We start from the raw sequence: 25,227 nt of genomic DNA, 5'->3' as shown, positions 1-25,227 counted from the left end.
TAAGAAAGGGAGGTCGGTCCTTTGATCGATGTCAATAAATTCGATAGCATGCAAATCGGCCTTGCTTCATCCGATAAGATCAGAAGCTGGTCTTATGGTGAAGTCAAGAAGCCAGAAACGATCAACTATCGTACGTTGAAACCAGAAAAAGACGGTCTGTTTGATGAACGGATTTTCGGACCTACAAAAGACTGGGAATGTGCCTGTGGAAAATACAAGAAAGTTAGCTATAAGGGCGTTGTGTGTGACCGCTGTGGCGTTGAAGTCACACGTGCAAAAGTTCGTCGTGAACGTATGGGTCACATCGAACTTGCTGCCCCTGTAACACATATCTGGTATTTCAAAGGTATCCCTAGCCGAATGGGTCTTGTGCTTGACATGAGCCCTCGTGCCCTTGAAGAGATCATCTACTTTGCATCTTATGTGGTTACTGATGGTGGGGACACGCCTTTAGAAAGAAAGCAACTCTTAACTGAACGTGAATATCGTGAAAAACGTGAAGAATACGGTGATGGCTTTAAAGCAGCAATGGGTGCCGAAGCTATCCGGACACTTTTACGCGATGTAGATCTAGAAAGAGAATGTGCTGAATTAAAAGAAGAATTAAAAGAAGCAACGGGTCAAAAACGGACACGTGCCGTTCGCCGTTTGGATATCTTGGAAGCCTTCTTGAATTCCGGCAACCATGCTGACTGGATGGTAATGGATGCAATTCCTGTTATTCCACCAGATCTACGTCCAATGGTCCAACTTGAAGGTGGCCGTTTTGCAACAAGTGACTTGAACGACTTATACCGCCGTGTTATCAACCGTAACAACCGTTTGAAACGCTTGCTCGACTTGAATGCACCTGGCATCATCGTGCAAAACGAAAAGCGGATGTTGCAAGAAGCTGTTGATGCTTTGATCGATAACGGTCGTCGTGGTCGTCCGGTAACAGGTCCTGGTAACCGTCCATTGAAGTCCTTATCTCACATGCTTAAAGGTAAGCAAGGTCGCTTCCGTCAAAACTTGTTGGGTAAGCGTGTTGACTACTCTGGTCGTTCGGTTATCGACGTTGGTCCTAAGTTGAAACTTAACCAAATGGGTATCCCGCATGAAATGGCTTTGGAATTGTTCAAACCATTCATGATGCGTGAATTGACTAAGCGTGGTATGGCTTCTAACATCAAGAATGCTAAACGTAAGATCGATCGTCGTGACGATGATATCTGGGACGTTTTAGAAGATGTTATCAAAGAACACCCAGTCTTGCTCAACCGCGCCCCTACATTGCACCGTTTGGGTATCCAAGCCTTTGAACCTACCTTAGTTGATGGTAAAGCTATGCGCTTGCATCCACTTGCCTGTGAAGCTTACAACGCCGACTTTGACGGGGACCAAATGGCTATCCACGTGCCATTATCTGATGAAGCTCAAGCAGAAGCACGCTTGCTCATGCTTGCTGCTCACCACATCTTGGCACCTAAAGATGGTAAGCCGATCATCTCACCATCTCAAGATATGACGATCGGTAACTACTACATTACGATCGAAGAAAAAGATCGTGAAGGTGAAGGTATGATCTTCAAAGACGTCAACGAAGTTCGCACAGCTTACCAAAACAACTACGTGCACTTGCACACACGTATTGGTTTGCAAGCATCTTCCTTGGCTGCTAAGGGAACACCATTTACAGACTGGCAAAAAGACCGGATCTTGGTGACAACAGCTGGTAAAGCGATCTTTAACGAGATCTTACCAGAAGATTTCCCATACCTTAACGAACCAACTGCAGAGAACTTGTCTGGCAAGACACCAGATAAGTATTTCTTAGAACCAGGTCAAGATATTCATGAATACTTGGCTGAAGCTGATCTTGTAGCACCATTCAAGTCTGGTTTCTTATCAGATATCATCGCTCAAGTCTACAAAGACTACAAAGTTACTGCTACAGCAGAACTTTTGGACCGCATGAAAGACTTAGGTTACTACGAATCAACTAAATCTGGTTTGACAGTGGGTATCGCTGACGTTACTGATCTTGATGAAAAACCAGAGATCGTTGAACGTGCTCATAAAGAAGTTGCGACAGTTGCTAAGCAATTCCGTCGTGGTTTGATCACAGAAGACGAACGTTACAACCGTGTTATCGCTATTTGGAACAAGGCTAAAGATGATATCCAAGCTAAGCTAGTTGAAAAGATGGATCCATCTAACCCTATCCAAATGATGAGTGATTCCGGTGCTCGTGGTAACATCTCTAACTTTACGCAGCTTGCTGGTATGCGTGGTTTGATGGCTGCTCCTAACGGTAAGACAATGGAACTTCCAGTTATTGCGAACTTCCGTGAAGGTCTTTCTGTGATGGAAATGTTTATTTCCACTCACGGTGCTCGTAAAGGTATGACCGATACGGCGCTTAAGACAGCCGACTCCGGTTACTTGACCCGTCGTTTAGTAGACGTTGCCCAAGATGTTATCATTCGTGAAACAGACTGTGGTACTGACCGTGGTTTAGATGTGACAGCTATCCGTGAAGGTAACGAAATGATCGAACCATTATACGATCGTATCTTAGGTCGTTACACGATGAAGGCTGTTAAACATCCAGAAACAGGCGAAGTTATCGTTCCAGCTGATGTTATGATCGATGAAACAATGGCACAACAAGTTGTTGATGCTGGTGTTGAAATGGTCACGATCCGATCCGCCTTCACATGTAACACACGTCATGGTGTTTGTGAACACTGCTACGGCCGTAACATGGCTACGGGTGATGAAGTTGAAGTGGGTGAAGCAGTTGGTACTGTGGCTGCTCAATCTATCGGTGAACCTGGTACTCAGCTTACGATGCGTACTTTCCATACCGGTGGGGTTGCCGGAGACGATATCACACAAGGTCTTCCTCGTGTGCAAGAAATCTTCGAAGCTCGTAATCCTAAGGGTCGTGCAATGATCACAGAAGTTACGGGTGTCATCCAATCAGTTGAAGAAAACCCAGCTGAACGTACAAAAGAAGTTACAGTTCAAGGTGAAACAGATACCAGAACATACTCCTTACCATTTACTTCTGTCTTGAAGGTAAAAGAAGGCGACTATGTTCACCGTGGTGAAGCCTTGACAGTAGGTTCGATCGATCCTAAGGAATTGATCAAAGTGCGTGACGTCTTATCAACTGAAAACTACATCTTGCGTGAAGTTCAAAAGGTTTACCGTATGCAAGGGGTAGAAATTTCTGATAAGCACGTTGAAGTTATGGCACGTCAAATGTTGCGTAAAGTTCGTATCATGGATCCAGGTGACACAAACATGTTGCCAGGTACATTGATGGACATCAACGACTTTAAGGATAACAACGTTGATACTTTGATCAACGGCGGTATCCCAGCAACAGCACGTCCTGTCCTTCTTGGTATCACCAAGGCTTCCTTGGAAACAAACAGTTTCTTATCTGCTGCTTCCTTCCAAGAAACAACACGTGTCCTAACTGATGCTGCTATCCGTGGTAAGAACGATCCATTGATCGGTTTGAAGGAAAATGTTATCATTGGTAAGATCATCCCTGCTGGTACAGGTATGAAGAAGTACCGTGACATTGTTCCTGAAGAAGTAGGTACTGCTTCTGACAGTGTTTACTCGATCTCCGACGTGGAAAAATCACTTGAAGCAAAAGAAGCGATGGCTGCTGTTAAAGCAGATGATGAAAACTAAGCATCGCTGATATACTAAAAAAGCATCTCGCAAAAAAATGCGAGATGCTTTTTTGTTTGGTTTAATTTTGCATGTTTTGGCTGACCTTTTCTAATAACCATTGATTAAAGGCAGCAGTGTCGATCCCCACACAGACTTTAGCGTTAGTCTTACCATCATGATAGGCACCACGGATATCAGCTACGGTCTCACCTACTGCAGGTCCTTCTGTGACGATATCGACCCAGTAATCTTTAGTCTCAAAAGCTTCTGGATGTTCGAGATAAAAGAGCGTCTGTAGATCGTGGATCGCCGTTCCATTTTCATCATGGTCAAAGTCATGTCCAATGATATCGTGGAGCATTTGACCGGCACGCCCAAACTGTTTGAGTTTATCTGTCGTCTCATCACTGATCCGGCCAGCAAGTGTAACATCTAAGCCGACCATAACAATCGGGAGCTGAGAGTTGTACATGATCTGAGCTGCATGCGGGTCAGTAAAGATATTGAATTCAGCAGCACTAGTCATATTGCCACGACCTAATGAACCGCCCATTGCGATGATCTGCTTGATCTTAGATTTGACTTCAGGATATTCACGCAGTAGCAGGGCGATGTTGGTATACGCTCCAGTAGTGATCAAAGTTATCGGTTCAGTGCTGTTCATGAGTGTTTCACGTAAAGCTTGGACAGCATGCAAAGCGAGCGGCTTACTGGTTGGTTCAGGAAAGTCATAGCCAGCCATACCACTTTCACCGTGGATCCGAGCCGCATCTTCGAATTTTTTGATCAATGGATCAGTTGCGCCCGCTGCTACAGGGACATCTTTGTTAAAAAAGTCGACTAGTGTCAAAGCATTTTTAGTCGTTTTATCAACGGTAACATTACCAGCAACAGTAGTGATCAAAGCGACTTCTAGCTTGGGGTCGGTCAAAGCAGTTGAGATCATCACTGCATCGTCGATCCCTGGGTCAGTATCTAAAATAATTTTGTGTGTCATAAATAATTCACCTCTATATAAAAATATCATTATACACTATAAATTATAGTTGAAACCGCTTGATTTTGCTTAGATAGACCCTTGGACTTAATTTTTTTTTTAAAATTTAGCCCAATTTAAAGCAATAGGCAAGCTCAAAAGATACCCCACAGACAAAAAAGGAACAAAGGGAAACGCATGTTGTTTTGTATATTTGGCATAGATAAGTGCGGTCAGACTGGCGATAAATAAAATACTAGCTAAAGTTTGATCACCTAGTGTTATCCCTAGGACTAAAATAACAAAGGTATCACCATAGCCAAGCTTTTTAGTCCAATTTGCCCAAAAGAGCACACCAAATAAAACGACTTGGGTAAAGGAAAGCTGCAAGGGAGCAAGCGTTAGTAAGCAGATGGCACCCAATATCAATAGGTAAAGAGAAATAGTCGTATCTTGCCAATCTTCTAGGCTCAAGCAAAGTAGCCAAAAACTCGTCAAAATGAAATTAGGCCAGATCTCCCACGGCAAAAAATAGCAGACACTCCCCAGTAATAGACCAAAACCTAATTCGATGTAGGTGCTTAAGGGTGAGATCTTTTGGTGGCAAAAATGACAATGCCCTTTTTGTAAAACATAACCTAAAACGGGGAGTAATTGCCACCACGTCAAGTTATGTTGGCACGTTTCGCAAAAAGAATGCGGATAGAGCAATGAACAGCGGTATTTAGAGCGGTAAGCCAGACAGGTCGCAAATGACCCCAGACATAAACCTAAGATGATTATCAGTGTAATCAGCATGTTAAGATTCCTCCTCACTTTATAGATACGCAAGACCTTGGAAAAAAATTGCACATAATTTGAAAATATTATTTGACATCCCTTGTTTAAACGTGTTAATCTGTAAAAGGTGCTTTATGTGAACAGTTCTCTTGGGATCAGCCCAAGATCGTGCTGGCTGTGAGCAAGTTAGCACACATTTAAACGACGTACATCGGGACGTTATTTTTTTATTTATAAAAAAGAAACTCCTGGATGTGTGTACTTAAAATAATACATGAGACAAGGAAGGAGGAAGCTTTAGATATGCCTACAATTAACCAATTAGTTCGTAAGGGCCGTAAGTCTAAAGGTTCAAAATCTAATTCCCCAGCTTTAAACTTTGGGTATAACAGTTACAAGAAAGTACAAACAAACAATCCTGCTCCTCAAAAACGCGGGGTTGCAACTCGTGTCGGTACAATGACACCTAAGAAACCTAACTCTGCTTTACGTAAGTATGCTCGTGTTCGTTTGTCTAACTTGATCGAAGTTACAGCATACATCCCAGGTATCGGCCACAACTTGCAAGAACACAGTGTTGTTCTTATCCGTGGCGGTCGTGTAAAAGACTTACCAGGGGTTCGTTACCATATCGTTCGTGGTGCTTTAGATACAGCCGGTGTTGACGGCCGTATGCAAAGTCGCTCCAAGTATGGTGCTAAGAAACCTAAGAAATAATTAAACATAAATAACTAAAAAATACTTAATTACGAAGAAGTAGCTAGAATTTGAGGAGGTCATTTTAGATGCCAAGAAAAGGTGCCGTTGCAAAACGCGAAGTGCTCCCAGATCCAATTTACAACTCAAAATTGGTTACACGCTTGATCAACCGTTTGATGTTAGACGGTAAGCGCGGGACTGCATCAAAAATTTTATACGAATCTTTTGATATTATTAAGGAACAAACAGGTAACGATCCATTAGAAGTGTTCGAAGAAGCAATGAAGAACATCATGCCTGTTTTGGAAGTTAAAGCTCGCCGTGTTGGTGGTTCTAACTACCAAGTTCCGATCGAAGTTCGTCCAGAACGTCGTACAACATTAGGTTTGCGTTGGTTAGTTAACTACTCACGTTTACGTGGGGAACACACAATGCCAGAACGCTTAGCTAAAGAAATTATGGACGCTGCTAACAATACAGGTGCATCAGTTAAGAAGCGCGAAGATACACACAAGATGGCAGAAGCCAACCGCGCATTTGCACACTATCGCTGGTAATTTTAGGATGACTATTATATGATTTAGATAGGTAAATCTTATAGTAGTCATTTTTTTGAAAAAAGAACTACTATTATCTTTATTTTTGGAAGGAGAGAAATCTCAAATGGCAAACAAGCGTGAATTCCCATTGGAAAAAACACGTAACATCGGGATCGTTGCTCACATCGATGCTGGTAAGACAACAACGACCGAACGTATCTTGTATTACACAGGTAAGATCCACAAAATCGGTGAAACACACGATGGTGCTTCACAAATGGACTGGATGGAACAAGAACAAGAACGTGGTATCACGATCACATCCGCTGCTACAACAGCGCAATGGAAAGACAACCGTATCAACATCATCGACACCCCAGGACACGTTGACTTTACTGTCGAAGTAGAACGTTCATTACGTGTTCTTGACGGTGCGGTAGTTGTTTTGGATGCTCAATCTGGTGTAGAACCACAAACAGAGAACGTATGGCGTCAAGCTACAACATACGGTGTTCCACGTATCGTATTCATCAACAAGATGGACAAGATCGGTGCTAACTTTGACTACTCTGTAAGCACGATCAAGGACCGTTTGCAAGCAAACCCATTGCCAGTTCAAATGCCTATCGGTGCTGAAGATCAATTCGAAGGTGTTATCGACTTGGTTGAAATGCAAGCTGACCTTTACGATGAAGATGCTTCTGGTGCTAGCTGGGAAACAGTTCCAGTTCCAGAAGAATACTTGGAAGAAGCACAAACTCGCCGTGAAGAAATGATCGAAGCATTAGCTGATGTTAATGAAGACATCATGGAAAAATACCTTGGTGGGGAAGAAATTTCTAAAGAAGAAATCAAGAAAGCTATTCGTCAAGCTACACTTAGCTTAGATGTATACCCTGTTTTTGCTGGTTCTGCCTTCAAGAACAAAGGTGTTCAAATGATGCTTGATGGTGTTAATGATTACTTACCATCTCCATTAGATGTTAAGCCATATAACGCTACAAACCCAGATACAGACGAAGTTGTTGAACTTGTTGCTGATGATGACAAGCCATTTGCTGGTTTAGCATTTAAGATCGCAACTGACCCATTCGTTGGTCGTTTGACATTCTTCCGTGTTTACACAGGTACTTTGGAAGCTGGTTCATACGTCTTGAACGCTACAAAGGGTAAGCGTGAACGTGTAGGTCGTTTGTTGCAAATGCACTCTAACCACCGTAACGAAATCTCTGAAGTATTCTCCGGTGATATCGCTGCTGCTATCGGTTTGAAGGACACAACAACAGGTGACTCCTTGACAGATCCTAAGCACCCATTGATCCTTGAATCCATGGAATTCCCAGAACCAGTTATCCAAGTTTCTGTGGAACCAAAATCCAAGGCTGACCAAGATAAGATGGACGTTGCTTTACAAAAACTTGCTGAAGAAGATCCTACATTCAAGGCTGAAACAAACCCTGAAACAGGCGAAACATTGATCGCTGGTATGGGTGAGTTGCACTTGGATATCATCGTTGATCGTATGAAGCGTGAATTCCACGTTGAAGCTACTGTTGGTGAACCACAAGTTGCTTACCGTGAAACATTCACAAAACAAGTACAATCACAAGGTAAGTTCGTTCGTCAATCTGGTGGTAAAGGTCAATACGGTGACGTTTGGATCGAATTTACACCAAACGAAGAAGGTAAAGGCTTCGAATTCGAAAATGCTATCGTCGGTGGTGTTGTTCCTCGTGAATACATCCCTTCAGTAGAACAAGGTTTGAAGGAAGCTATGCAAAATGGTGTCTTGGCTGGATATCCATTGATCGACGTTAAGGCTAAGTTATATGATGGTAGCTACCACGATGTTGACTCCTCTGAAGCTGCATTTAAGGTTGCTGCATCACTTTCCTTGCGTAACGCTGCATCCAAGGCTGGCGCTGTAATTCTTGAACCGATCATGAAGGTTGAAGTTGTTGCTCCAGAAGATAACTTGGGTGACGTTATGGGTCACGTGACAGCTCGTCGTGGCCGTGTTGAAGGTATGGAAGCTCGCGGTAACGCACAAGTTGTTAACGCATTTGTTCCATTGTCCGAAATGTTCGGTTACGCAACAACATTGCGTTCTGCAACACAAGGTCGTGGTACATTTACAATGACAATGGATCACTACGAACCAGTGCCAAAGGCTATCCAAGAAGAAATCATCAAGAAAAACGGCGGCAACGCTTAATCATAATTGATGGTATAAGAAAAGACCGTTGGGGTTATCCCAGCGGTCTTTTTGTGATACATAAAATCAACTTTCTAAGTAAGAGATCATCTTATCGAAGTTGTTTTCCATATCGGTAGTTCCTACTTGATAGAGTTCATCGAGTTTTTTGATGTTATGTTCTAAACGGCCGACTTTAACAGGTGTTTCTGGTGCTAACACAAAGATCTTACCATCTTTTTCCAATTGATTCAAAGTTTTGACCGACTTATTGTAATTTTCTGGTCGTGCGATCGCAGCTTTGACAAAGTTAGGATAAGTTTTGAAATGACGATGATAGAGCTTTTGAAGAGCAAAACTAGTTGGCTTTTTGCGGTAATCGCGCATTCTAGTTCTGACGACCACGATCTTATCAAAACCAGCTTGTTGAGCTAGATCATAAGGTATCGAATCAGCGATCCCGCCGTCTAGACATAATCCCTTAGCCGTTTGGACTGGTTTGGAGATAAAAGGCATAGAAGATGAAGCTTCTAAAGCATTCACAAATGGTTTGCCTGGTTTTGGTTTATTGAAAGTAACGGCTTTGCCACTTGTCAATTCAGTCGCTACGACCACGAAATTAGTTTCCGAGCGTTCATATGCTTTAACATCAAAGTTATGCCAAGTTGGTCCGTGATCTGCGAATAAGAAATCAAGGTTGATGATGCTTTCTTTTTTGAGCACATTAGCCATTGAGATGTATTCTTTGTCATCGCGGTATTGCGTATTGATGTTGTAAGTTCGCTTATATTGTTTGGAAACGTAATTAGCACCACTCAAAGAGCCAGCTGAAACGCCGATCACGGTTTTAAATTGAATATCTTTTTTTAGTAAAACATCAAGGATACCTGAAGTGTAGAGCCCACGCATGGCACCACCTTCGAGCACTAGTGCTGCATTATAGTACATAATTAATGACCTTCTCTCTTCTTGGTACAACCTAATTTTAAGAAGTTTAAGTTTTTTGTGCAAGGTAAAAGGAAAAATTTAAACTAAATGCTTAAAAATAAAGTAGCATGTCTTGCTAGTTTAAATCTAGGTTGCATGCTACTTTATTATATTAGTATACTTTTGCACCTAAAGAACTTTCAAAATGACGTAAAGCCCATTCGTGTCCGATTTGATCAAAACTAGCCACGGCATTTTTAGGGATCTCAAGTGAGTAGTTTAGGTCGTAAGCGTCCACGGCAGTATGCAGAACGCAAATGTCAGTGCAGACCCCAGTTAAACAGAGCGTATCGATCTTGCGGGTGCGTAAAAAGTTATCTAAGCCTGTATTTTGGAAGCTGGAATACCGATCTTTGGAGTATTGCCAGACTAATTCGTTGGCTTGATTATTTTGGTACCACTCTGCTAACTTACCGTAAAGTTGGTGTCCCCAAGTTCCTTCTATATTATGTGGGGGAAATAATTTACTTTCAGGATGGTACTTATCGTTTAACTGATGGGTGTCGGTCGGTAAGATAACATAATCACCGTTAGCTAGGTAGGTGTCAGCTAATTTGAGGATAGTCTCTTCGATAGCTTGGCCAGGCTCTTTGCAGGAAAGCGTACCGTCGTCGGCAATAAAGTCGTTAGTGTAGTCGATAATGAGTAGAGCTTTTTTCATGTTGAGATACCTCGTATATATTTTTCTTATTATAATAGAAGAAAAGTGATCTAGTTGTAAAGTAAAAGCACAAATAACGCTTTCACAAAAATATTTTCAAAAAAATACTTGATTTGTGTTTTTGTTTGTAATAATATAGAAAAGTACTTGTGCAAGGGACAAGTGCATAATTCAGTTGTTTTATATTTTAAATGAGCTATGATGTGAAAGGTTGCGACACACCCGGGAGCTTTGCCACAGGCGTGACGGGAATTTTCACGGAGCTAGTCTTATTTTTAAAATAGACGAGGGAGGTAACATAATGGCAAAACAAAAAATTCGTATTCGTTTGAAAGCATACGAACACCGCATTTTAGATCAATCCGCTGACAAGATCGTGGAAACAGCTAAGAGAACAGGTGCTCAAATTTCCGGTCCTATTCCGTTGCCAACGGAACGTACAATTTACACGGTTATTCGTTCACCACACAAATACAAATATTCTCGTGAACAATTTGAAATGCGCACACATAAGCGTTTGATCGATATCGTAAATCCTACACCAAAGACAGTTGATTCATTGATGAAACTTGACTTACCATCTGGTGTTGATATCGAAATCAAATTATAATAAATTACATTAAACTATAAAAATTAATTGGAGGTGTACTCATGACCACTAAAGGAATCTTAGGCAAAAAAGTAGGTATGACACAAGTCTTCACTGAAAACGGCGAATTAGTTCCTGTAACAGTTGTTGAAGTTGGTTCTAACGTTGTATTACAAGTTAAAACTGTTGAAAACGACGGTTACGAAGCTGTTCAATTAGGTTTTGATGACCAACGTGAAGTGAATGCTAACAAACCTGCTAAGGGTCATGCAGCAAAAGCAAATACTGCTCCTAAGCGCTTCGTTCGTGAAATCCGCGATGTTGAGCTTGGAGAATACAAAGTCGGTGACGAAATCAAGGCAGACTTGTTCGAAGCAGGCGACATCGTAGACGTAACAGGTACGTCCAAGGGACATGGTTTCCAAGGTAACATCAAACGTTGGGGTCAAAGTCGTGGACCAATGGCTCACGGTTCCCGTTACCACCGTCGACCAGGTTCGATGGGTGTTATCATCAACCGTGTTATGAAAGGTAAGTTATTACCAGGACGTATGGGTGGCAAACGAGTTACGATCCAAAACTTGGAAATCGTTAAAGCTGATACAGAAAACGGCGTACTTTTGATCAAGGGTAACGTACCAGGCGCTAACAAGTCATTCGTTACAATTAAGAGTACAGTTAAATAATTAGAGGAAGGGAGGAAAAATACACATGCCTACAGTAGCATTATTTAATCAAGACGGTACACAAAACGGTGATGTTCAATTGAACGATGCAGTTTTTGGTATCGAACCAAATGAAAGTGTTGTTTTTGATGCTGTGATCATGCAACGTGCATCACTTCGTCAAGGCACACACGCAGTTAAGAACAGAAGTGCTGTTCGCGGTGGTGGTCGTAAGCCATGGCGTCAAAAGGGTACAGGTCGTGCTCGTCAAGGTTCTATCCGCTCACCACAATGGGTTGGTGGTGGTACCGTATTCGGTCCTACACCTCGCTCATATGCTTACAAGCTTCCACGTAAAGTGCGTCGCTTGGCTATCCGCTCCGTCCTTTCTCAAAAGGTATTGGACAATAGCTTGGTAGTTGTTGAAACATTGAACTTCGACGCTCCAAAGACAAAAGCATTTGCAGAAGTTTTGAACAACTTAGATGTTAAATCCAAAGTTTTAGTAGTTCTTGAAGATGACAACGAAAAAGCTGCATTAGCTGCACGCAACTTGGCTAACGTAACAGTTATCCCAGCTAAAGGCTTGAACGTATTAGACGTCGTAAACAGCGACAAGATGGTCATCACAAAAGGAGCTCTTTCTCAAGTAGAGGAGGTTCTTGCATAATGGAATCACGCGATGTAATCTTACGTCCTATCATCACAGAAGCTTCTATGAATGAAATGGACAACAAACGCTACACATTTGAAGTTGACTTACGTGCTAACAAGACACAAGTTAAAGATGCTGTTGAAGACATCTTTGAAGTTGAAGTTGCTAAAGTTAACATCATGAACGTTAAAGGTAAAAAGAAACGCATGGGTCGTTACGAAGGCTACACACGTAAGCGTCGTAAAGCTATCGTTACTTTGAAACCAGAATCAAAAGATATTCAATTATTCAACGAAGAATAAAATTTTAAATTAATCATAGGAGGGAAATATAGTGGGGATCAAAAAATTTAAACCAACCTCTAACGGTCGTCGTAATATGACTGGTTCAGATTTCGCTGAAATCACAAAAACAACCCCAGAAAAGTCCTTGCTTGCATCTAAGAGTAAGACAGCTGGTCGTAACTCTTACGGTCATATCACAGTTCGTCACCGTGGTGGTGGACACAAACGTCAATACCGTTTGATCGACTTCAAACGTATTAAAGACGATGTTCCTGCAACAGTTAAAGCAATCGAGTATGATCCAAACCGTTCTGCTAACATCGCATTAGTTGTTTATGCTGATGGTGTTAAATCATACATCCTTGCACCAAAAGGCCTTGAAGTTGGCCAAAAAATTCAATCCGGTAAAGATGCTGATATCAAAGTTGGTAACACATTGCCATTGGAAAACATTCCAGTTGGTACAGTTATCCACAACATCGAATTAAAACCAGGTAAGGGTGGCCAATTGGTTCGTTCTGCTGGTACATCAGCTCAATTACTTGGTAAAGAAGGCAAATACGCAATCGTTCGTTTGACTTCTGGTGAAGTTCGTATGATCTTAGTTACATGCCGTGCTACGATCGGTGCTGTTGGTAACGAACAACACGAACTTATCAACATCGGTAAAGCTGGTCGTTCCCGTTGGTTGGGCAAGCGTCCACAAAGCCGTGGTTCTGTAATGAACCCTAACGATCACCCACACGGTGGTGGTGAAGGTAAAGCTCCTGTTGGTCGTCCATCTCCAATGTCTCCATGGGGTAAGAAGACTACAGGTCTTAAGACTCGCTCTAAGAAAGCTAAGTCAAACAAATTTATCGTACGTAGTCGTAAAAAGAAATAATCTCCTAATCGCGTAAATTTTATGCGATTATTGTTCCGAAAGGAGGACATACTTTGAGTCGTAGTTTGAAAAAAGGACCTTTCGTCGACGAACACTTGATGAAAAAGGTTGAAGCACAAGCTGATCAAGAAAAGAAATCAGTGATCAAGACATGGTCACGTCGTTCCACGATTTTCCCTAGCTTTATTGGTTACACAATCGCAGTATATGATGGTCGTAAGCATGTGCCGGTTTATATCCAAGAAGATATGGTCGGCCATAAATTAGGTGAATTCGTGCCAACACGTACATTCCATGGTCATGCCGCAGACGATAAGAAGACAGGCAAGAAATAATAAGGGAGGATAAATCATGGCTGAACAAGTAACATCAGCAAAAGCAACTGCCAAGACAGTTCGAATCCCTGCACGTAAAGCACGTCTTGTGATCGATCTTATCCGTGGTAAGAACGTTGCTGAAGCATTCGGTATCTTGAAGTTCACACCAAGATCTGGTGCTTACTTAATCGAAAAAGTTTTGAAATCTGCTGTTGCAAACGCAGAAAACAACTTTGACTTAGATGTTGAAGATCTTTATGTAAGCGAAGCCTATGTTAACGAAGGACCAACCTTGAAGCGTTTCCGTCCTCGTGCAAAGGGTTCTGCTTCCCCAATCAACAAGCGTACAAGTCACATTACAGTTGTGGTATCTGTTAAATAAGGAGGGATAACGCGTGGGTCAAAAAGTAAATCCAACCGGGTTACGTGTCGGTATCATTCGTGACTGGGATGCAAAATGGTATGCTGAAAAAGATTTTGCTTCCAACTTACACGAAGACTTACACATCCGTGAATACATCGAAAAGAAATTAGCCGACGCTGCTGTCTCTACCGTAGAAATCGAACGTGCTGCAAAGCGTGTTAACATTTCTATCCATACTGCAAAACCAGGTATGGTCATCGGTAAAGGCGGTTCTGAAGTTGAAAAGCTTCGTAAAGAATTAAACAACTTGACAGGCAAGCGAGTACACATCAACATTGTGGAAATCAAGAAGCCTGACTTAGAAGCAAAATTAGTTGGTGAAAGCATTGCTCAACAATTGGAAAACCGTGTTGCTTTCCGTCGTGCAATGAAACAAGCTATCCAACGTACAATGCGTGCTGGCGCAAAAGGTATCAAGGTTCAAGTTGCTGGTCGTTTGAACGGTGCTGATATGTCCCGTATCGAACAATTCTCAGAAGGTACTGTTCCTTTGCATACATTGCGTGCTGATATCGATTACGCATGGGTAGAAGCTACAACAACATACGGCCAATTGGGCGTTAAAGTTTGGATCTACCGTGGTGAAGTATTGCCAACAAAGAAAAATAACGGTAAAGGAGGGAAATAGTCTATGTTAGTACCAAAACGTGTAAAGCACCGTCGTGAATTCCGCGGTAAAATGCGTGGTGAAGCAAAAGGCGGTAAGGAAGTAACATTCGGCGAATTCGGTTTACAAGCTACTGATTCACATTGGATCACAAACCGTCAAATCGAAGCTGCTCGTATTGCTATGACTCGTTACATGAAGCGTGGTGGGAAAGTTTGGATCAAGATTTTCCCTCACAAGTCCTACACAGCTAAGGCTATTGGTGTTCGTATGGGTTCCGGTAAAGGTGCTCCAGAAGGCTGGGTAGCTCCTGTAAAACGTGGCAAGGTCATGTTTGAAATTGGTGGTGTTTCTGAAGAAGTTGCTCGTGAAGCATTGCGTTTAGCTTCCCACAAACTCCCAGTCAAGACTAAGTTTGTAAAACGTGAGGTAGGTGGCGAATCAAATGAAGATTAATGAAATTAATGAATTAACCACTGCTGAAATGCTCGAAAAAGAAAAGCAATTCAAAGAAGAATTATTTAACTTACGCTTCCAATTAGCTACCGGTCAATTAGAAAACACCGCACGCTTGAAAGAAGTTCGTAAAACGATCGCACGCATCAAGACTGCGTTGCGTCAACAAGAATTGAACAAATAAGAATACGAAAAGGAGGCTAATCGCGCATGAGTGAAGCTCGTAACCAACGCAAAGTCTATCAAGGACGTGTCGTTTCTGACAAAATGGAAAAAACAATCACTGTTGTTGTTGAAACTTACGTGAACGATAAAGTTTACGGCAAACGTGTTAAGTATTCAAAGAAATACAAGGCACATGACGAAAACAATGAAGCAAAAGTTGGCGACATTGTTAAGATCATGGAAACACGTCCGTTGTCAGCTACAAAACGTTTCCGTTTATTAGAAATCGTTGAAAAAGCAGTTATTATCTAATTTTCGATAACTAACAAAGCATTCGTATTCTGATCTATCTAATAGCGAAAGGAGGTCACATACTGTGATCCAACAAGAGAGTCGTTTGAAAGTCGCTGATAACTCCGGTGCCCGCGAAATCTTGGTTATCAAGATTTTGGGTGGTTCCCGTGTGAAGACTGCTAATATCGGTGACATTATTGTTGCTACTGTTAAACAAGCAACACCAGGTGGCGTTGTCAAAAAAGGCGATGTTGTCAAGGCTGTTGTTGTTCGTACAAAATCTGGTGCACACCGTGCTGACGGTTCATACATCAAGTTCGATGAAAATGCTGCTGTTATCATCGGTGATGACAAGTCACCTAAGGGTACACGTATTTTCGGACCTGTTGCACGTGAATTACGTGACGGAAACTTCATGAAGATCGTTTCCTTAGCACCTGAAGTATTATAATATCCGTCTATTTGGCAAGGAGGTGCGCAGAGAAAATGTTCATCAAGAGCAATGACAAAGTTAAAGTTATCGCTGGTAAGGACAAAGGTAAAGAAGGCGTTGTTATCAAGGCTTTCCCAGCAAATGATCGTGTGATCGTAAAAGGTGTAAACATCGTTAAGAAGCATCAAAAACCTAACAACGCAAACCCAAACGGTGGGATCGTTGAAATGGAAGCACCAATTCATGTTTCTAACGTTAAAAAAATTAGTGAATAGTCGAGAAAGGAGGATACTTTCTTCATGGTTAACCGTTTAAAAGAAAAATATACTAATGAAATCGTTCCATCCTTGATGGAAAAATTCAACTACTCATCAATCATGCAAGCACCTAAGGTTGATAAGATCGTTATCAACATGGGTGTTGGTGATGCTGTAAGCAATGCTAAAAATTTGGATGAAGCTGTGGAAGAACTTACGCTTATCTCTGGTCAAAAACCAGTTATTACCCGCGCTAAGAAATCTATCGCTGGCTTCCGTTTACGTGAAGGTATGGCAATCGGTGCCAAGGTTACCTTACGTGGACAACGTATGTACGAATTTTTGGACAAATTAGTTTCAGTTTCATTGCCTCGTGTGCGTGACTTCCATGGTGTAAGCAAGCGTGCATTTGATGGCCGCGGGAACTACACATTGGGCGTACGCGAACAATTGATCTTCCCTGAAATTGATTTTGATAATGTTAACAAGGTTCGTGGTATGGATATCGTTATCGTTACAACTGCTAACACAGACGAAGAATCCAAAGAACTTTTGACACAACTTGGAATGCCATTCGCTAAATAAGGGGGTTTCACATTGGCTAAAAAGTCACAAGTAGCAAAGAATAAGCGCCCAGCTAAGTTCTCAACACAAGAATACACACGTTGCGAACGTTGCGGTCGTCCTCATTCTGTATATCGTAAATTTAAGTTATGCCGTGTTTGCCTGCGAGAACTTGCTCATAAGGGTCAAATCCCTGGCATGAAAAAGGCTAGCTGGTAGTCCATATTAACAAGGAAAAGGAGGCAATAACATGGCAATGACAGATCCTATTGCAGACTTCTTGACACGTATTCGTAATGCTAACATGGTCAAGCATGAATCTGTAGAAGTTCCTGCTTCAAAAATGAAGAAAAACATCGCTGAAATCCTTAAGAACGAAGGATTTGTTCGTGATGTAGAATACATCGAAGATGACAAGCAAGGTATCATCCGTGTATTCTTGAAATACGGTAAAAACAACGAACGCGTTATCTCTGGTATCCGTCGTATCTCAAAACCAGGTTTACGCTCATACGTTAAAGCTGACGAAGTGCCTAAGGTTCTTAACGGTTTAGGTATCGCTATCGTGTCAACATCTGAAGGTGTTATGACAGATAAAGATGCTCGCGCTAAGAAAATCGGTGGCGAAGTAGTCGCTTACGTTTGGTAATATATAAAGTTCAAAAGGAGGTGTCCATCTCGTGAGTCGTATTGGTTATAAGGCAGTTGAATTACCTGAAGGCGTTGAAGTAAAACAAGACGGAAACGTTGTGACTGTAAAAGGTCCTAAGGGTGAATTAACTCGTGAATTCTCTGATCTTATCAAGATCAACATCGATGGTAACGTTGCAACATTTGAACGTTCAAGCGATGATAAAAAAGCTAAAGCAATGCATGGTACAACCCGTGCTAACTTCCACAACATGGTAGTTGGTGTAACAGAAGGTTACAAGAAAGAACTTGAACTTCGTGGTGTTGGTTACCGTGCTCAAATGCAAGGTAAGAAGCTCGTGTTAAACGTGGGCTACTCTCACCCTGTTGAATTTGAAGAAGAAGATGGAATCAAATTTGAAACTCCATCAGCTACATCAATTATCGTTTCTGGTATCAACAAAGAAGACGTTGGCGATTGCGCTGCTCGCATTCGTGCAACTCGTGCACCAGAACCTTACAAAGGCAAAGGTATTCGTTACGTTGGCGAATATGTACGTCGTAAGGAAGGTAAGACTGGTAAATAATCTTGCAGCATGATCTGCTGTTAAATAAAACTAAGAGGTGAAAAAAGTGATTTCAAAACCAGATAAGAATAAGACGCGTCAAAAGCGCCATACACGTGTTCGTGGTAAGATCTCTGGTACTGCTGAGTGCCCACGCTTAAATGTTTATCGTTCAAACAAAAACATCTACGCTCAAGTTATTGATGACGTAGCGGGTGTGACGCTGGTCAGTGCCTCTACTTTAGACAGTGAAGTTAGCGCTGGTACAAAGACAGCTCAAGCAAGTGCTGTTGGTGAATTAGTGGCTAAACGTGCTGCAGACAAGGGTATCAAAGAAGTTGTATTTGACCGTGGCGGATACCTTTATCATGGTCGTGTGCAAGCTTTGGCTGAAGCTGCTCGCGAAAACGGCTTAGACTTTTAGGAAAAGGAGGAAATAACGTTTATGACTTTTATTGATCCAGCTCAATTAGATTTAGAAGATCGCGTTGTTGCGATCAACCGCATCACTAAAGTTGTTAAAGGTGGACGTCGTCTTCGCTTTGCTGCTTTAGTAATCGTCGGTGACCATAATGGCCACGTGGGCTTCGGTACAGGTAAAGCTCAAGAAGTTCCAGAAGCTATCCGTAAGGCTGTTGATGCTGCTCGTAAGAACTTAGTTAAAGTTCCAATGGTCGGAACAACACTTCCTCACGAAGTTCTCGGTCAATACAGCGGTAGTCGTATTTTACTTAAGCCAGCTGAAGCTGGTTCTGGGGTTGCTGCTGGCGGTGCTGTTCGTGCCGTTATGGAACTCGCCGGAGTTGCTGATGTTACAAGTAAATCATTAGGCTCCAACACACCAATCAACGTTGTTCGTGCAACAATGGATGGTTTAGCTAACATGAAGAGTGCTGAAGAAGTTGCTGCTTTACGTGGCGTTTCTGTTCAACACTTAGCAGAGTAATAAGGAGGACAAATTCATGGCTAACTTAAAAGTTACTTTAGTTCGTTCTGTCATCGGACGTCCTCAAAATCAACGCGAAATCGTTAAGGGCTTAGGCCTTGGACGTGTAAACAGCTCTGTTGTCGTTCCTGACAACGCTGCAATGCGCGGTGCTATTCGCAAGATCAATCATTTAGTGGACGTTGAATTGGCTAAATAATTATTATTTAGATAAATAAGGAGGTGCCAACCCTAATGAAATTACATGAATTAAAGCCAGCTGAAGGCTCACGCCAAGTACGTAACCGCGTAGGTCGTGGTACTTCATCCGGTAACGGTAAAACTGCAGGTCGTGGCCAAAAAGGTCAAAAGGCTCGTAGTAAAGTACGTTTGGGCTTTGAAGGTGGACAAATGCCATTGTTCCGTCGTATGCCAAAACGTGGTTTCAATAACATCAACCGCAAGGAATATGCTATTGTAAACTTAGAAACTTTAAACAAATTCGAAGACGGTGCAGAAGTAACACCAGCATTGATGGTGGAAGCTGGTATCGTTAAGAATGAAAAAGATGGCGTTAAAGTTTTAGGTAATGGTGAATTGAACAAGAAATTAACTGTTAAAGCTAATAAGTTCTCTGCCAGTGCTAAAGCAGCTATCGAAGCAGCAGGCGGTCAAGCAGAGGTGATGTAATACATGCTTAAGACACTAAAGTACGCCTTTGCTGTAAAAGAGATTCGCAATAAAATCTTATTTACCTTAGGTGTCTTGGTTGTATTTCGCTTAGGCACGTATATCACTGTCCCTGGGATCAACGCTAAAGCATTGAATAGTGTTGCGTCTTCAGGGTTAATTAGTATCTTGAACACTTTTAGCGGTGGCGGTTTGACTAACTATTCCATTTTAGCAATGGGTGTTTCTCCATATATTACCGCTCAGATCGTTGTTCAGTTATTACAAATGGACATTGTTCCACGATTTGTTGAATGGAGTAAACAAGGTGAAGTCGGACGGCGCAAGTTAAATCAGTGGACTAGATATCTGACCATTGTGCTCGCGTTTATACAATCAATCGGGATTACAGCTGGGTTCAACTATATGAGTAGTTTGAACTTGGTGAAAGATCCAAGTCCACAAACATACATCAGTATCGGGTTGATCTTGACTGGTGGTACGATGTTTACGACTTGGTTAGGTGATATGATCACTGATCGTGGTATCGGTAATGGGATCTCAATGATCATTATGGCGGGTATCATCGCCCGTGTTCCAGATGGTATTCGTCAGGTATTTGTTGAAGAATTCCAAGGTGCCTCAGACTTGTGGCAACCGATCTTATATATTGTCATCTTATTATTAGCTATCTTGGCGATCGTTACATTCGTGACTTATGTTCAACAAGCTAACTATAAGATTCCGATCCAATATACAAGACGCCTCGCAGGTGCTTCAGAGAGTTCATATTTACCATTGAAAGTGAACGTTGCTGGGGTTATCCCAGTTATCTTTGCTAGCTCATTTATCGCAACTCCGCAAACGATCTTGATGTTATTTACACAAAATCACTCGGAAGATAATTGGTACATCATTATGAGCAAATTGTTCAATATGCAAACTGTACCAGGTATGATCTTGTATACAGTGCTTATTGTTGTCTTCACGTTCTTCTATGCCTTTGTGCAAGTTAACCCTGAAAAATTGGCTGAAAACTTGCAAAAACAAGGAAGCTATATTCCTTCTGTTTGGCCAGGGCGTGAAACACAAAAGTATGTTTCAAGCTTATTGATGCGTTTGAGCTCAGTAGGTTCACTTTTCCTAGGGCTCGTTTCATTGATCCCATTAGTAGCTTCGGCTGTTTGGGGCTTGAATGAATCGATCGGTCTAGGTGGTACTAGTCTTTTGATCGTTGTAGGGGTAACTCTTGAAACAATGCGTCAATTGAACGGTATGATGATGAAACGTGAATATATCGGTTTTATCAGAAAATAATGAACTGCCATTGACAACAAGCAAAGTTGCTCAACTTTGCTTGTTGTTTTTTATATAGAGTATGAATGCATTTTAGCGCAGGTAAGTCCTTATTTTTACGGCTATTTAGTGGTATAATCAATATGGACGTTTAAACCGAGCTGGGTATGGAGCATACCTTGGTGATCACGATGTATTTGTGGTTATATAAAACGGGAAAGTTCAAAACGTAATCTTGAAGTATAAAGGAGCATTTTACAATGGCATTAAATCTTATGTTGATGGGTCTGCCAGGTGCGGGCAAGGGTACCCAAGCTGAAAAGATCGTGGACCAATATCACATTCCACACATCTCCACGGGGGATATCTTCCGTGCAGCAATGAAGAACAATACTCCAATGGGGATCGAAGCTAAGAGTTACATAGATAAGGGTGAACTTGTCCCTGATGAAGTAACGAACGGTATCGTTAAAGAACGTTTAGCTAAAGATGATGTTAATGATGGTTACATGCTTGATGGTTTCCCACGTAACATGGCCCAAGCTGAAGCCTTGGAAACATTCGGGGCTGAATTAGGCAAGCCATTGAACTGTGTGATCAACATTCATGTTGACCCAGAATCTTTGATGGAACGTTTGACAGGCCGTTATATCTGCCGTAACTGTGGCGCAACTTACCACAAGATCTTTAACCCAACTAAGGTCGAAGGTACTTGTGATCGTTGTGGTGAACACGAATTCTATCAACGTGAAGATGACAAACCTGAAACAGTTAAGAACCGTCTTGATGTTAATATCAAGATGAACACACCATTATTAGACTTCTACAAGAAACAAGGTATCTTGCATGAAGTTGATGGTAACCAAGATATCGATAAAGTTTTTGCTGATATCAAGGCTGTTTTAGATCAAATCAACTAAAATCAAATAAAAAAGATACACCTGGATTGTCATTTTTTTAAAATAGTGCTTGCATCCAGCTTGACACTATGATATGATAATTCAGGTTTATCTTTTCAATAGGCTCAGTTTGCCATTTTGAGCAAACAGAACTTGCGGAAAAAGGTGGGACTCCATAAAAAGCTTCTCACATTTTTACGTGTAAAGTTTTAAAACCAATTTAAGGAGGTACTTTTGCGTGGCGAAAGATGATGTGATTGAAATTGAGGGTACGATCAAAGAAACGTTGCCAAATGCGATGTTCAAAGTTGAACTTGAAAATGGACATGAGATTTTAGCTCACGTTTCCGGTAAGATCCGCATGCATTATATTCGTATTTTACCAGGAGACAAGGTTACTGTTGAAATGTCCCCTTATGATTTGACTAAGGGTCGCATTACCTATCGCTTTAAATAGATTGTACTTCAAAAATATTTAGGAGGTATAATTCATGAAAGTAAGACCATCAGTTAAACCAATGTGCGAACATTGCAAAGTTATCAAACGCAAAGGTCGCGTTATGGTTATTTGCGATAATCCAAAGCACAAACAACGTCAAGGATAATAATTAATCAGGAGGTGTAATTGTAATGGCTCGTATTGCAGGTGTCGATTTACCACGCGACAAGCGTATCGTTATCGGCTTAACTTATATTTACGGAATCGGTAATACAACAGCTAAGAAGATCTTAGCTGAAGCAGGTGTTTCAGAAGACGTTCGCGTTCGCGATTTAACAGCAGATCAAGAAGACAAGATCCGTGCTGTTGTTGATAACTACAAGGTAGAAGGTGACCTTCGCCGTGAAGTTTCTTTAAACATCAAGCGTCTTTCCGAAATTGGCTCTTACCGTGGTCTACGTCATCGTCGTCATTTACCAGTTCGTGGTCAAAACACGAAGAACAATGCGCGTACACGTAAAGGCCCAGCAGTTTCAATTGCAGGTAAGAAGAAATAATTTAAATAATCTAAGAAGGAGGTTAGCTATTTCATGGCAGTTAAAAAGTCTCGTAAGCGCCGTGTAAAGAAGAATATCGAAAGCGGTGTTGCACATATTCATTCAACATTCAATAACACACTTGTTATGATCACAGACGTTCATGGTAACGCCGTAGCATGGTCATCAGCAGGTTCTTTAGGCTTCAAGGGTTCCCGTAAGTCTACTCCATTTGCTGCCCAAATGGCCGCTGAAGCAGCAGCTAAGGGTGCAATGGATCATGGCATGAAGACTGTTGAAGTTGCAGTTAAAGGTCCTGGTTCTGGTCGTGAAGCTGCTATTCGTGCGCTTCAAACAACAGGTCTTGAAGTTACATCTATCAAGGATGTTACACCAGTTCCTCATAACGGATGCCGTCCTCCAAAACGCCGTCGTGTTTAATGTGGATCAGTATTCATTTTGAGGATAGACTCATAATGTTTTCAACCAGATTACACGTAACGTTTTGAAAGGGGTAAAGATAAGAATGATCGAATTCGAAAAACCAAAAATTCATAAAATCGAAGAAGGCCAAGATTACGGCAAGTTCGTCGTTGAACCGCTTGAACGTGGTTATGGTACAACTTTAGGTAACTCCTTACGTCGTATCTTACTTTCTTCCTTACCAGGTGCGGCGATCACTGATGTTCAAATTGATGGTGTGTTACATGAATTCTCAACCGTAAAAGGTGTTTTAGAAGATGTAACAGCGATCATTTTGAACTTAAAGAAAGTCGCACTTAAACTTGATTCTGAAGATTCTCAAACTTTGGAATTTGATGTTGTTGGGCCAAAAGAAGTTACTGCCGGTGACATTCAAGGTAGCAGTGATGTAGAAATCCTCAACCCAGATCAATATATTTGTACTGTGGCTGATGGCGCTGTGTTCCATGCTCGAATGACTGCTAACAAGGGTCGAGGCTATGTTTCCGCAACGGAAAACAAAGCTAAGGCTGAAGACATGCCTATTGGCGTTTTACCAATCGACTCAATTTATACCCCGATCGAACGTGTCAACTACCAAGTAGAAAAAACACGTGTTGGTCAAAAAAATGATTATGATAAATTAACGTTAGACGTGTGGACAAACGGCTCGATCACACCAAGTGAAGCAATCAGCTTGTCCGCTAAGATCTTAACAGAGCATTTGACATTATTTGTTGATTTGACAGATGAAGCTAAGAATGCTGAGATCATGGTCGAAAAAGAAGAAACACATAAAGAAAAAATGCTTGAAATGACAATCGAAGAACTTGACTTATCTGTACGTTCATACAACTGCTTGAAGCGTGCTGGTATCAACACTGTGCAAGCTTTGACTAACAAGTCTGAAGCAGATATGATGAAGGTACGTAACCTTGGTCGCAAGTCCTTGGAAGAAGTTAAGGCTAAATTGGCAGATCTTGGCTTGTCATTACGTCATGATGACTAATATAAAATTTAAGGGAGGGAACTGTTCATGGCTTACCGTAAATTAGGTCGCACAAGCGCACACCGTAAATCAATGTTACGCAACTTGACAACTGACTTGATCGTTAACGGTCGTATCGTTACAACAGAAACACGTGCTAAAGAAGTACGTAAGACTGCTGAAAAGATGATCACTTTGGGTAAAAAAGGTGATTTAGCTTCTCGTCGTCGTGCTGCTGCATTCATGATGGATGTTGTTGCAGACGTTAAAGAAGATGGCGATAAGGCAGTTGTTCAAACAGCATTGCAAAAGTTGTTTGAAGAAGTTGCACCTCGTTTTGAAGGCCGTAACGGCGGTTATACACGTATCATCAAGATGAACGAACGCCGCGGCGATGCAGCTAAGATGGCTGTTCTTGAATTGGTCGACTAATTTTTAATTATTAGCGACGAATATTACTAGTGTCACTTTTATAGCGATAACTGGGCGTTACGATGTTGGGTAAAACCGAGTCTAGTCCTAAGTAGCAGGTGTTGGATCTGTGAAACCTTCGTTATAAAAAGTGATTTTTTTATTATCTTCATTTTTTTGGTATAAATCTTAAATAACGATGAAAAGAGTGCCTTTTTTAGGGCACTCTTTTTTAGTTTATATAACTCGCAGTTTGTAAAATTAAGTTAGAAAAATAAAAAGCCATTTGTGATAGACTTTTG

At 41.5% G+C, this 25,227-nt stretch carries 36 protein-coding genes and 1 pseudogene; 33 read left to right on the top strand and 4 right to left on the bottom strand.

What is annotated here, in order from left to right:
- Nucleotides 1–21 precede the first annotated feature (21 nt).
- Complete coding sequence (gene rpoC, locus FC30_RS00665; RefSeq protein ID WP_010688183.1) at nt 22–3,693, top strand: DNA-directed RNA polymerase subunit beta'; 3,672 nt, start codon at nt 22–24, stop codon at nt 3,691–3,693.
- A gap of 61 nt (nt 3,694–3,754) precedes the next feature.
- On the opposite strand, the gene rihC is transcribed toward rpoC, so the two are convergent.
- Both rihC and FC30_RS00655 read right to left on the bottom strand, forming a co-directional pair.
- The gene (gene rihC, locus FC30_RS00660; RefSeq protein ID WP_010688182.1) at nt 3,755–4,672 is read right to left on the bottom strand and encodes a ribonucleoside hydrolase RihC; all 918 of its coding nucleotides are present in this window, start codon (nt 4,670–4,672) and stop codon (nt 3,755–3,757) included.
- Between the two features lie 99 nt (nt 4,673–4,771).
- Nucleotides 4,772–5,449, bottom strand: a complete 678-nt coding sequence (locus FC30_RS00655) for a prepilin peptidase (RefSeq protein WP_010688181.1) — start codon at nt 5,447–5,449, stop codon at nt 4,772–4,774.
- A 285-nt stretch (nt 5,450–5,734) separates the two neighbouring features.
- Here FC30_RS00655 and rpsL point away from each other — a divergent pair, with 285 nt between their 5' ends.
- The 3 genes from rpsL (at nt 5,735) to fusA (ending at nt 8,884) form a co-directional block, all read left to right on the top strand.
- A complete protein-coding gene (gene rpsL, locus FC30_RS00650) occupies nt 5,735–6,148 on the top strand; it encodes a 30S ribosomal protein S12 (RefSeq protein ID WP_004050336.1) in 414 nt (137 codons plus the stop codon).
- Nucleotides 6,149–6,216: 68 nt separating this feature from the next.
- Nucleotides 6,217–6,687, top strand: coding sequence for a 30S ribosomal protein S7 (gene rpsG / locus FC30_RS00645; RefSeq protein WP_004050334.1), 471 nt, complete (start codon nt 6,217–6,219; stop codon nt 6,685–6,687).
- Between the two features lie 106 nt (nt 6,688–6,793).
- Nucleotides 6,794–8,884 carry an elongation factor G gene (fusA, locus tag FC30_RS00640; RefSeq protein ID WP_004050332.1) on the top strand — a complete coding sequence of 697 codons (2,091 nt, stop codon included), beginning with the start codon at nt 6,794–6,796 and terminating at the stop codon, nt 8,882–8,884.
- Nucleotides 8,885–8,950: 66 nt separating this feature from the next.
- On the opposite strand, the gene FC30_RS00635 is transcribed toward fusA, so the two are convergent.
- Nucleotides 8,951–9,811 carry a patatin-like phospholipase family protein gene (locus FC30_RS00635; protein WP_010688180.1) on the bottom strand — a complete coding sequence of 287 codons (861 nt, stop codon included), beginning with the start codon at nt 9,809–9,811 and terminating at the stop codon, nt 8,951–8,953.
- Between the two features lie 151 nt (nt 9,812–9,962).
- The gene (locus FC30_RS00630) at nt 9,963–10,511 is read right to left on the bottom strand and encodes a cysteine hydrolase family protein (RefSeq protein WP_010688179.1); all 549 of its coding nucleotides are present in this window, start codon (nt 10,509–10,511) and stop codon (nt 9,963–9,965) included.
- Nucleotides 10,512–10,812: 301 nt separating this feature from the next.
- On the opposite strand from FC30_RS00630, the gene rpsJ reads away from it, so the two are divergent.
- The 29 genes and pseudogenes from rpsJ to rplQ all read left to right on the top strand — a co-directional run bounded on the left by rpsJ (nt 10,813) and on the right by rplQ (nt 24,946).
- The gene (gene rpsJ / locus FC30_RS00625) at nt 10,813–11,121 is read left to right on the top strand and encodes a 30S ribosomal protein S10 (protein ID WP_004050324.1); all 309 of its coding nucleotides are present in this window, start codon (nt 10,813–10,815) and stop codon (nt 11,119–11,121) included.
- A 41-nt stretch (nt 11,122–11,162) separates the two neighbouring features.
- Complete coding sequence (rplC, locus tag FC30_RS00620; protein WP_004050322.1) at nt 11,163–11,786, top strand: 50S ribosomal protein L3; 624 nt, start codon at nt 11,163–11,165, stop codon at nt 11,784–11,786.
- A gap of 25 nt (nt 11,787–11,811) precedes the next feature.
- On the top strand, nt 11,812–12,435 hold the full coding sequence (gene rplD, locus FC30_RS00615; RefSeq protein WP_010688178.1) for a 50S ribosomal protein L4: 624 nt from the start codon (nt 11,812–11,814) through the stop codon (nt 12,433–12,435).
- Nucleotides 12,435–12,722, top strand: a complete 288-nt coding sequence (gene rplW, locus FC30_RS00610; protein ID WP_004050317.1) for a 50S ribosomal protein L23 — start codon at nt 12,435–12,437, stop codon at nt 12,720–12,722. Before rplD ends, rplW begins: the two co-directional genes overlap by 1 nt.
- Nucleotides 12,723–12,753: 31 nt before the next feature.
- Nucleotides 12,754–13,587, top strand: coding sequence for a 50S ribosomal protein L2 (gene rplB, locus FC30_RS00605; RefSeq protein WP_010688177.1), 834 nt, complete (start codon nt 12,754–12,756; stop codon nt 13,585–13,587).
- Between the two features lie 53 nt (nt 13,588–13,640).
- Nucleotides 13,641–13,922, top strand: a complete 282-nt coding sequence (gene rpsS / locus FC30_RS00600) for a 30S ribosomal protein S19 (protein ID WP_004050313.1) — start codon at nt 13,641–13,643, stop codon at nt 13,920–13,922.
- 16 nt (nt 13,923–13,938) lie between these two features.
- Nucleotides 13,939–14,286: a 50S ribosomal protein L22 gene (gene rplV, locus FC30_RS00595; protein WP_004050311.1), complete on the top strand. Its 348-nt coding sequence runs from the start codon at nt 13,939–13,941 to the stop codon at nt 14,284–14,286.
- A 13-nt stretch (nt 14,287–14,299) separates the two neighbouring features.
- Nucleotides 14,300–14,956, top strand: coding sequence for a 30S ribosomal protein S3 (gene rpsC / locus FC30_RS00590; RefSeq protein WP_004050300.1), 657 nt, complete (start codon nt 14,300–14,302; stop codon nt 14,954–14,956).
- Between the two features lie 3 nt (nt 14,957–14,959).
- Nucleotides 14,960–15,391, top strand: coding sequence for a 50S ribosomal protein L16 (gene rplP / locus FC30_RS00585; RefSeq protein ID WP_004050298.1), 432 nt, complete (start codon nt 14,960–14,962; stop codon nt 15,389–15,391).
- Nucleotides 15,381–15,575, top strand: a complete 195-nt coding sequence (rpmC, locus tag FC30_RS00580) for a 50S ribosomal protein L29 (protein ID WP_004050297.1) — start codon at nt 15,381–15,383, stop codon at nt 15,573–15,575. Before rplP ends, rpmC begins: the two co-directional genes overlap by 11 nt.
- Nucleotides 15,576–15,601: 26 nt before the next feature.
- Nucleotides 15,602–15,868, top strand: a complete 267-nt coding sequence (gene rpsQ, locus FC30_RS00575) for a 30S ribosomal protein S17 (RefSeq protein WP_010688176.1) — start codon at nt 15,602–15,604, stop codon at nt 15,866–15,868.
- 64 nt (nt 15,869–15,932) lie between these two features.
- Nucleotides 15,933–16,301, top strand: coding sequence for a 50S ribosomal protein L14 (gene rplN, locus FC30_RS00570; RefSeq protein WP_004050293.1), 369 nt, complete (start codon nt 15,933–15,935; stop codon nt 16,299–16,301).
- Between the two features lie 35 nt (nt 16,302–16,336).
- Nucleotides 16,337–16,549 (top strand): annotated as a pseudogene (gene rplX / locus FC30_RS00565) (50S ribosomal protein L24); the annotation flags it as partial.
- Nucleotides 16,550–16,582: 33 nt separating this feature from the next.
- The gene (gene rplE, locus FC30_RS00560; RefSeq protein ID WP_004050289.1) at nt 16,583–17,125 is read left to right on the top strand and encodes a 50S ribosomal protein L5; all 543 of its coding nucleotides are present in this window, start codon (nt 16,583–16,585) and stop codon (nt 17,123–17,125) included.
- A 12-nt stretch (nt 17,126–17,137) separates the two neighbouring features.
- Nucleotides 17,138–17,323 carry a type Z 30S ribosomal protein S14 gene (locus FC30_RS09225; protein WP_004050287.1) on the top strand — a complete coding sequence of 62 codons (186 nt, stop codon included), beginning with the start codon at nt 17,138–17,140 and terminating at the stop codon, nt 17,321–17,323.
- A gap of 31 nt (nt 17,324–17,354) precedes the next feature.
- Nucleotides 17,355–17,753, top strand: coding sequence for a 30S ribosomal protein S8 (rpsH, locus tag FC30_RS00555; RefSeq protein WP_010688175.1), 399 nt, complete (start codon nt 17,355–17,357; stop codon nt 17,751–17,753).
- Between the two features lie 31 nt (nt 17,754–17,784).
- Nucleotides 17,785–18,321 carry a 50S ribosomal protein L6 gene (rplF, locus tag FC30_RS00550; RefSeq protein WP_010688174.1) on the top strand — a complete coding sequence of 179 codons (537 nt, stop codon included), beginning with the start codon at nt 17,785–17,787 and terminating at the stop codon, nt 18,319–18,321.
- Nucleotides 18,322–18,358: 37 nt separating this feature from the next.
- Complete coding sequence (gene rplR / locus FC30_RS00545; RefSeq protein ID WP_029507270.1) at nt 18,359–18,724, top strand: 50S ribosomal protein L18; 366 nt, start codon at nt 18,359–18,361, stop codon at nt 18,722–18,724.
- A 21-nt stretch (nt 18,725–18,745) separates the two neighbouring features.
- Nucleotides 18,746–19,246, top strand: coding sequence for a 30S ribosomal protein S5 (gene rpsE, locus FC30_RS00540; RefSeq protein WP_004050282.1), 501 nt, complete (start codon nt 18,746–18,748; stop codon nt 19,244–19,246).
- Between the two features lie 16 nt (nt 19,247–19,262).
- Nucleotides 19,263–19,445, top strand: a complete 183-nt coding sequence (gene rpmD, locus FC30_RS00535; RefSeq protein WP_004050281.1) for a 50S ribosomal protein L30 — start codon at nt 19,263–19,265, stop codon at nt 19,443–19,445.
- 35 nt (nt 19,446–19,480) lie between these two features.
- Nucleotides 19,481–19,915 (top strand): 50S ribosomal protein L15, encoded by a 435-nt coding sequence (gene rplO, locus FC30_RS00530; protein ID WP_004050280.1) that lies wholly within the window; start codon nt 19,481–19,483, stop codon nt 19,913–19,915.
- 3 nt (nt 19,916–19,918) lie between these two features.
- Nucleotides 19,919–21,211, top strand: coding sequence for a preprotein translocase subunit SecY (secY, locus tag FC30_RS00525; protein ID WP_010688173.1), 1,293 nt, complete (start codon nt 19,919–19,921; stop codon nt 21,209–21,211).
- A gap of 239 nt (nt 21,212–21,450) precedes the next feature.
- The gene (locus tag FC30_RS00520) at nt 21,451–22,110 is read left to right on the top strand and encodes an adenylate kinase (RefSeq protein WP_010688172.1); all 660 of its coding nucleotides are present in this window, start codon (nt 21,451–21,453) and stop codon (nt 22,108–22,110) included.
- 217 nt (nt 22,111–22,327) lie between these two features.
- Complete coding sequence (infA, locus tag FC30_RS00515; RefSeq protein ID WP_003689399.1) at nt 22,328–22,546, top strand: translation initiation factor IF-1; 219 nt, start codon at nt 22,328–22,330, stop codon at nt 22,544–22,546.
- 34 nt (nt 22,547–22,580) lie between these two features.
- Nucleotides 22,581–22,694 (top strand): 50S ribosomal protein L36, encoded by a 114-nt coding sequence (gene rpmJ, locus FC30_RS00510; protein ID WP_003696792.1) that lies wholly within the window; start codon nt 22,581–22,583, stop codon nt 22,692–22,694.
- A 25-nt stretch (nt 22,695–22,719) separates the two neighbouring features.
- The gene (gene rpsM, locus FC30_RS00505) at nt 22,720–23,085 is read left to right on the top strand and encodes a 30S ribosomal protein S13 (protein ID WP_004050267.1); all 366 of its coding nucleotides are present in this window, start codon (nt 22,720–22,722) and stop codon (nt 23,083–23,085) included.
- Between the two features lie 33 nt (nt 23,086–23,118).
- Nucleotides 23,119–23,505: a 30S ribosomal protein S11 gene (gene rpsK / locus FC30_RS00500; protein WP_004050265.1), complete on the top strand. Its 387-nt coding sequence runs from the start codon at nt 23,119–23,121 to the stop codon at nt 23,503–23,505.
- A gap of 85 nt (nt 23,506–23,590) precedes the next feature.
- Nucleotides 23,591–24,535 carry a DNA-directed RNA polymerase subunit alpha gene (locus FC30_RS00495; protein ID WP_010688171.1) on the top strand — a complete coding sequence of 315 codons (945 nt, stop codon included), beginning with the start codon at nt 23,591–23,593 and terminating at the stop codon, nt 24,533–24,535.
- Nucleotides 24,536–24,562: 27 nt separating this feature from the next.
- On the top strand, nt 24,563–24,946 hold the full coding sequence (gene rplQ, locus FC30_RS00490) for a 50S ribosomal protein L17 (RefSeq protein ID WP_004050261.1): 384 nt from the start codon (nt 24,563–24,565) through the stop codon (nt 24,944–24,946).
- The last annotated feature ends 281 nt before the right edge of the window (nt 24,947–25,227 follow it).

Origin of the sequence: Ligilactobacillus animalis KCTC 3501 = DSM 20602 (genome assembly GCF_001434535.1) — a bacterium.
In the GTDB taxonomy this organism is placed as follows: Bacteria; Bacillota; Bacilli; order Lactobacillales; family Lactobacillaceae; genus Ligilactobacillus; species Ligilactobacillus animalis.
This window is presented reverse-complemented; position numbering and strand designations above follow the sequence as displayed.

Coding starts and splice junctions, on each gene's coding strand:
- rplV (WP_004050311.1), top strand. CDS start 13,939: ATGGCTGAACAAGTAACATCAGCAAAAGCAACTGCCAAGACAGTTCGA.
- rpsK (WP_004050265.1), top strand. CDS start 23,119: ATGGCAGTTAAAAAGTCTCGTAAGCGCCGTGTAAAGAAGAATATCGAA.
- rpsM (WP_004050267.1), top strand. CDS start 22,720: ATGGCTCGTATTGCAGGTGTCGATTTACCACGCGACAAGCGTATCGTT.
- FC30_RS00635 (WP_010688180.1), bottom strand. CDS start 9,811: ATGTACTATAATGCAGCACTAGTGCTCGAAGGTGGTGCCATGCGTGGG.
- rpsQ (WP_010688176.1), top strand. CDS start 15,602: ATGAGTGAAGCTCGTAACCAACGCAAAGTCTATCAAGGACGTGTCGTT.
- secY (WP_010688173.1), top strand. CDS start 19,919: ATGCTTAAGACACTAAAGTACGCCTTTGCTGTAAAAGAGATTCGCAAT.
- rplW (WP_004050317.1), top strand. CDS start 12,435: ATGGAATCACGCGATGTAATCTTACGTCCTATCATCACAGAAGCTTCT.
- FC30_RS00495 (WP_010688171.1), top strand. CDS start 23,591: ATGATCGAATTCGAAAAACCAAAAATTCATAAAATCGAAGAAGGCCAA.
- rihC (WP_010688182.1), bottom strand. CDS start 4,672: ATGACACACAAAATTATTTTAGATACTGACCCAGGGATCGACGATGCA.
- rplD (WP_010688178.1), top strand. CDS start 11,812: ATGCCTACAGTAGCATTATTTAATCAAGACGGTACACAAAACGGTGAT.
- FC30_RS00655 (WP_010688181.1), bottom strand. CDS start 5,449: ATGCTGATTACACTGATAATCATCTTAGGTTTATGTCTGGGGTCATTT.
- rpmC (WP_004050297.1), top strand. CDS start 15,381: ATGAAGATTAATGAAATTAATGAATTAACCACTGCTGAAATGCTCGAA.
- rplQ (WP_004050261.1), top strand. CDS start 24,563: ATGGCTTACCGTAAATTAGGTCGCACAAGCGCACACCGTAAATCAATG.
- rplP (WP_004050298.1), top strand. CDS start 14,960: ATGTTAGTACCAAAACGTGTAAAGCACCGTCGTGAATTCCGCGGTAAA.
- FC30_RS00630 (WP_010688179.1), bottom strand. CDS start 10,511: ATGAAAAAAGCTCTACTCATTATCGACTACACTAACGACTTTATTGCC.
- rplO (WP_004050280.1), top strand. CDS start 19,481: ATGAAATTACATGAATTAAAGCCAGCTGAAGGCTCACGCCAAGTACGT.
- rpsH (WP_010688175.1), top strand. CDS start 17,355: ATGGCAATGACAGATCCTATTGCAGACTTCTTGACACGTATTCGTAAT.
- rpsE (WP_004050282.1), top strand. CDS start 18,746: ATGACTTTTATTGATCCAGCTCAATTAGATTTAGAAGATCGCGTTGTT.
- rpsL (WP_004050336.1), top strand. CDS start 5,735: ATGCCTACAATTAACCAATTAGTTCGTAAGGGCCGTAAGTCTAAAGGT.
- rplC (WP_004050322.1), top strand. CDS start 11,163: ATGACCACTAAAGGAATCTTAGGCAAAAAAGTAGGTATGACACAAGTC.
- fusA (WP_004050332.1), top strand. CDS start 6,794: ATGGCAAACAAGCGTGAATTCCCATTGGAAAAAACACGTAACATCGGG.
- rplE (WP_004050289.1), top strand. CDS start 16,583: ATGGTTAACCGTTTAAAAGAAAAATATACTAATGAAATCGTTCCATCC.
- rpsJ (WP_004050324.1), top strand. CDS start 10,813: ATGGCAAAACAAAAAATTCGTATTCGTTTGAAAGCATACGAACACCGC.
- FC30_RS00520 (WP_010688172.1), top strand. CDS start 21,451: ATGGCATTAAATCTTATGTTGATGGGTCTGCCAGGTGCGGGCAAGGGT.
- rpsG (WP_004050334.1), top strand. CDS start 6,217: ATGCCAAGAAAAGGTGCCGTTGCAAAACGCGAAGTGCTCCCAGATCCA.
- rpmJ (WP_003696792.1), top strand. CDS start 22,581: ATGAAAGTAAGACCATCAGTTAAACCAATGTGCGAACATTGCAAAGTT.
- rpmD (WP_004050281.1), top strand. CDS start 19,263: ATGGCTAACTTAAAAGTTACTTTAGTTCGTTCTGTCATCGGACGTCCT.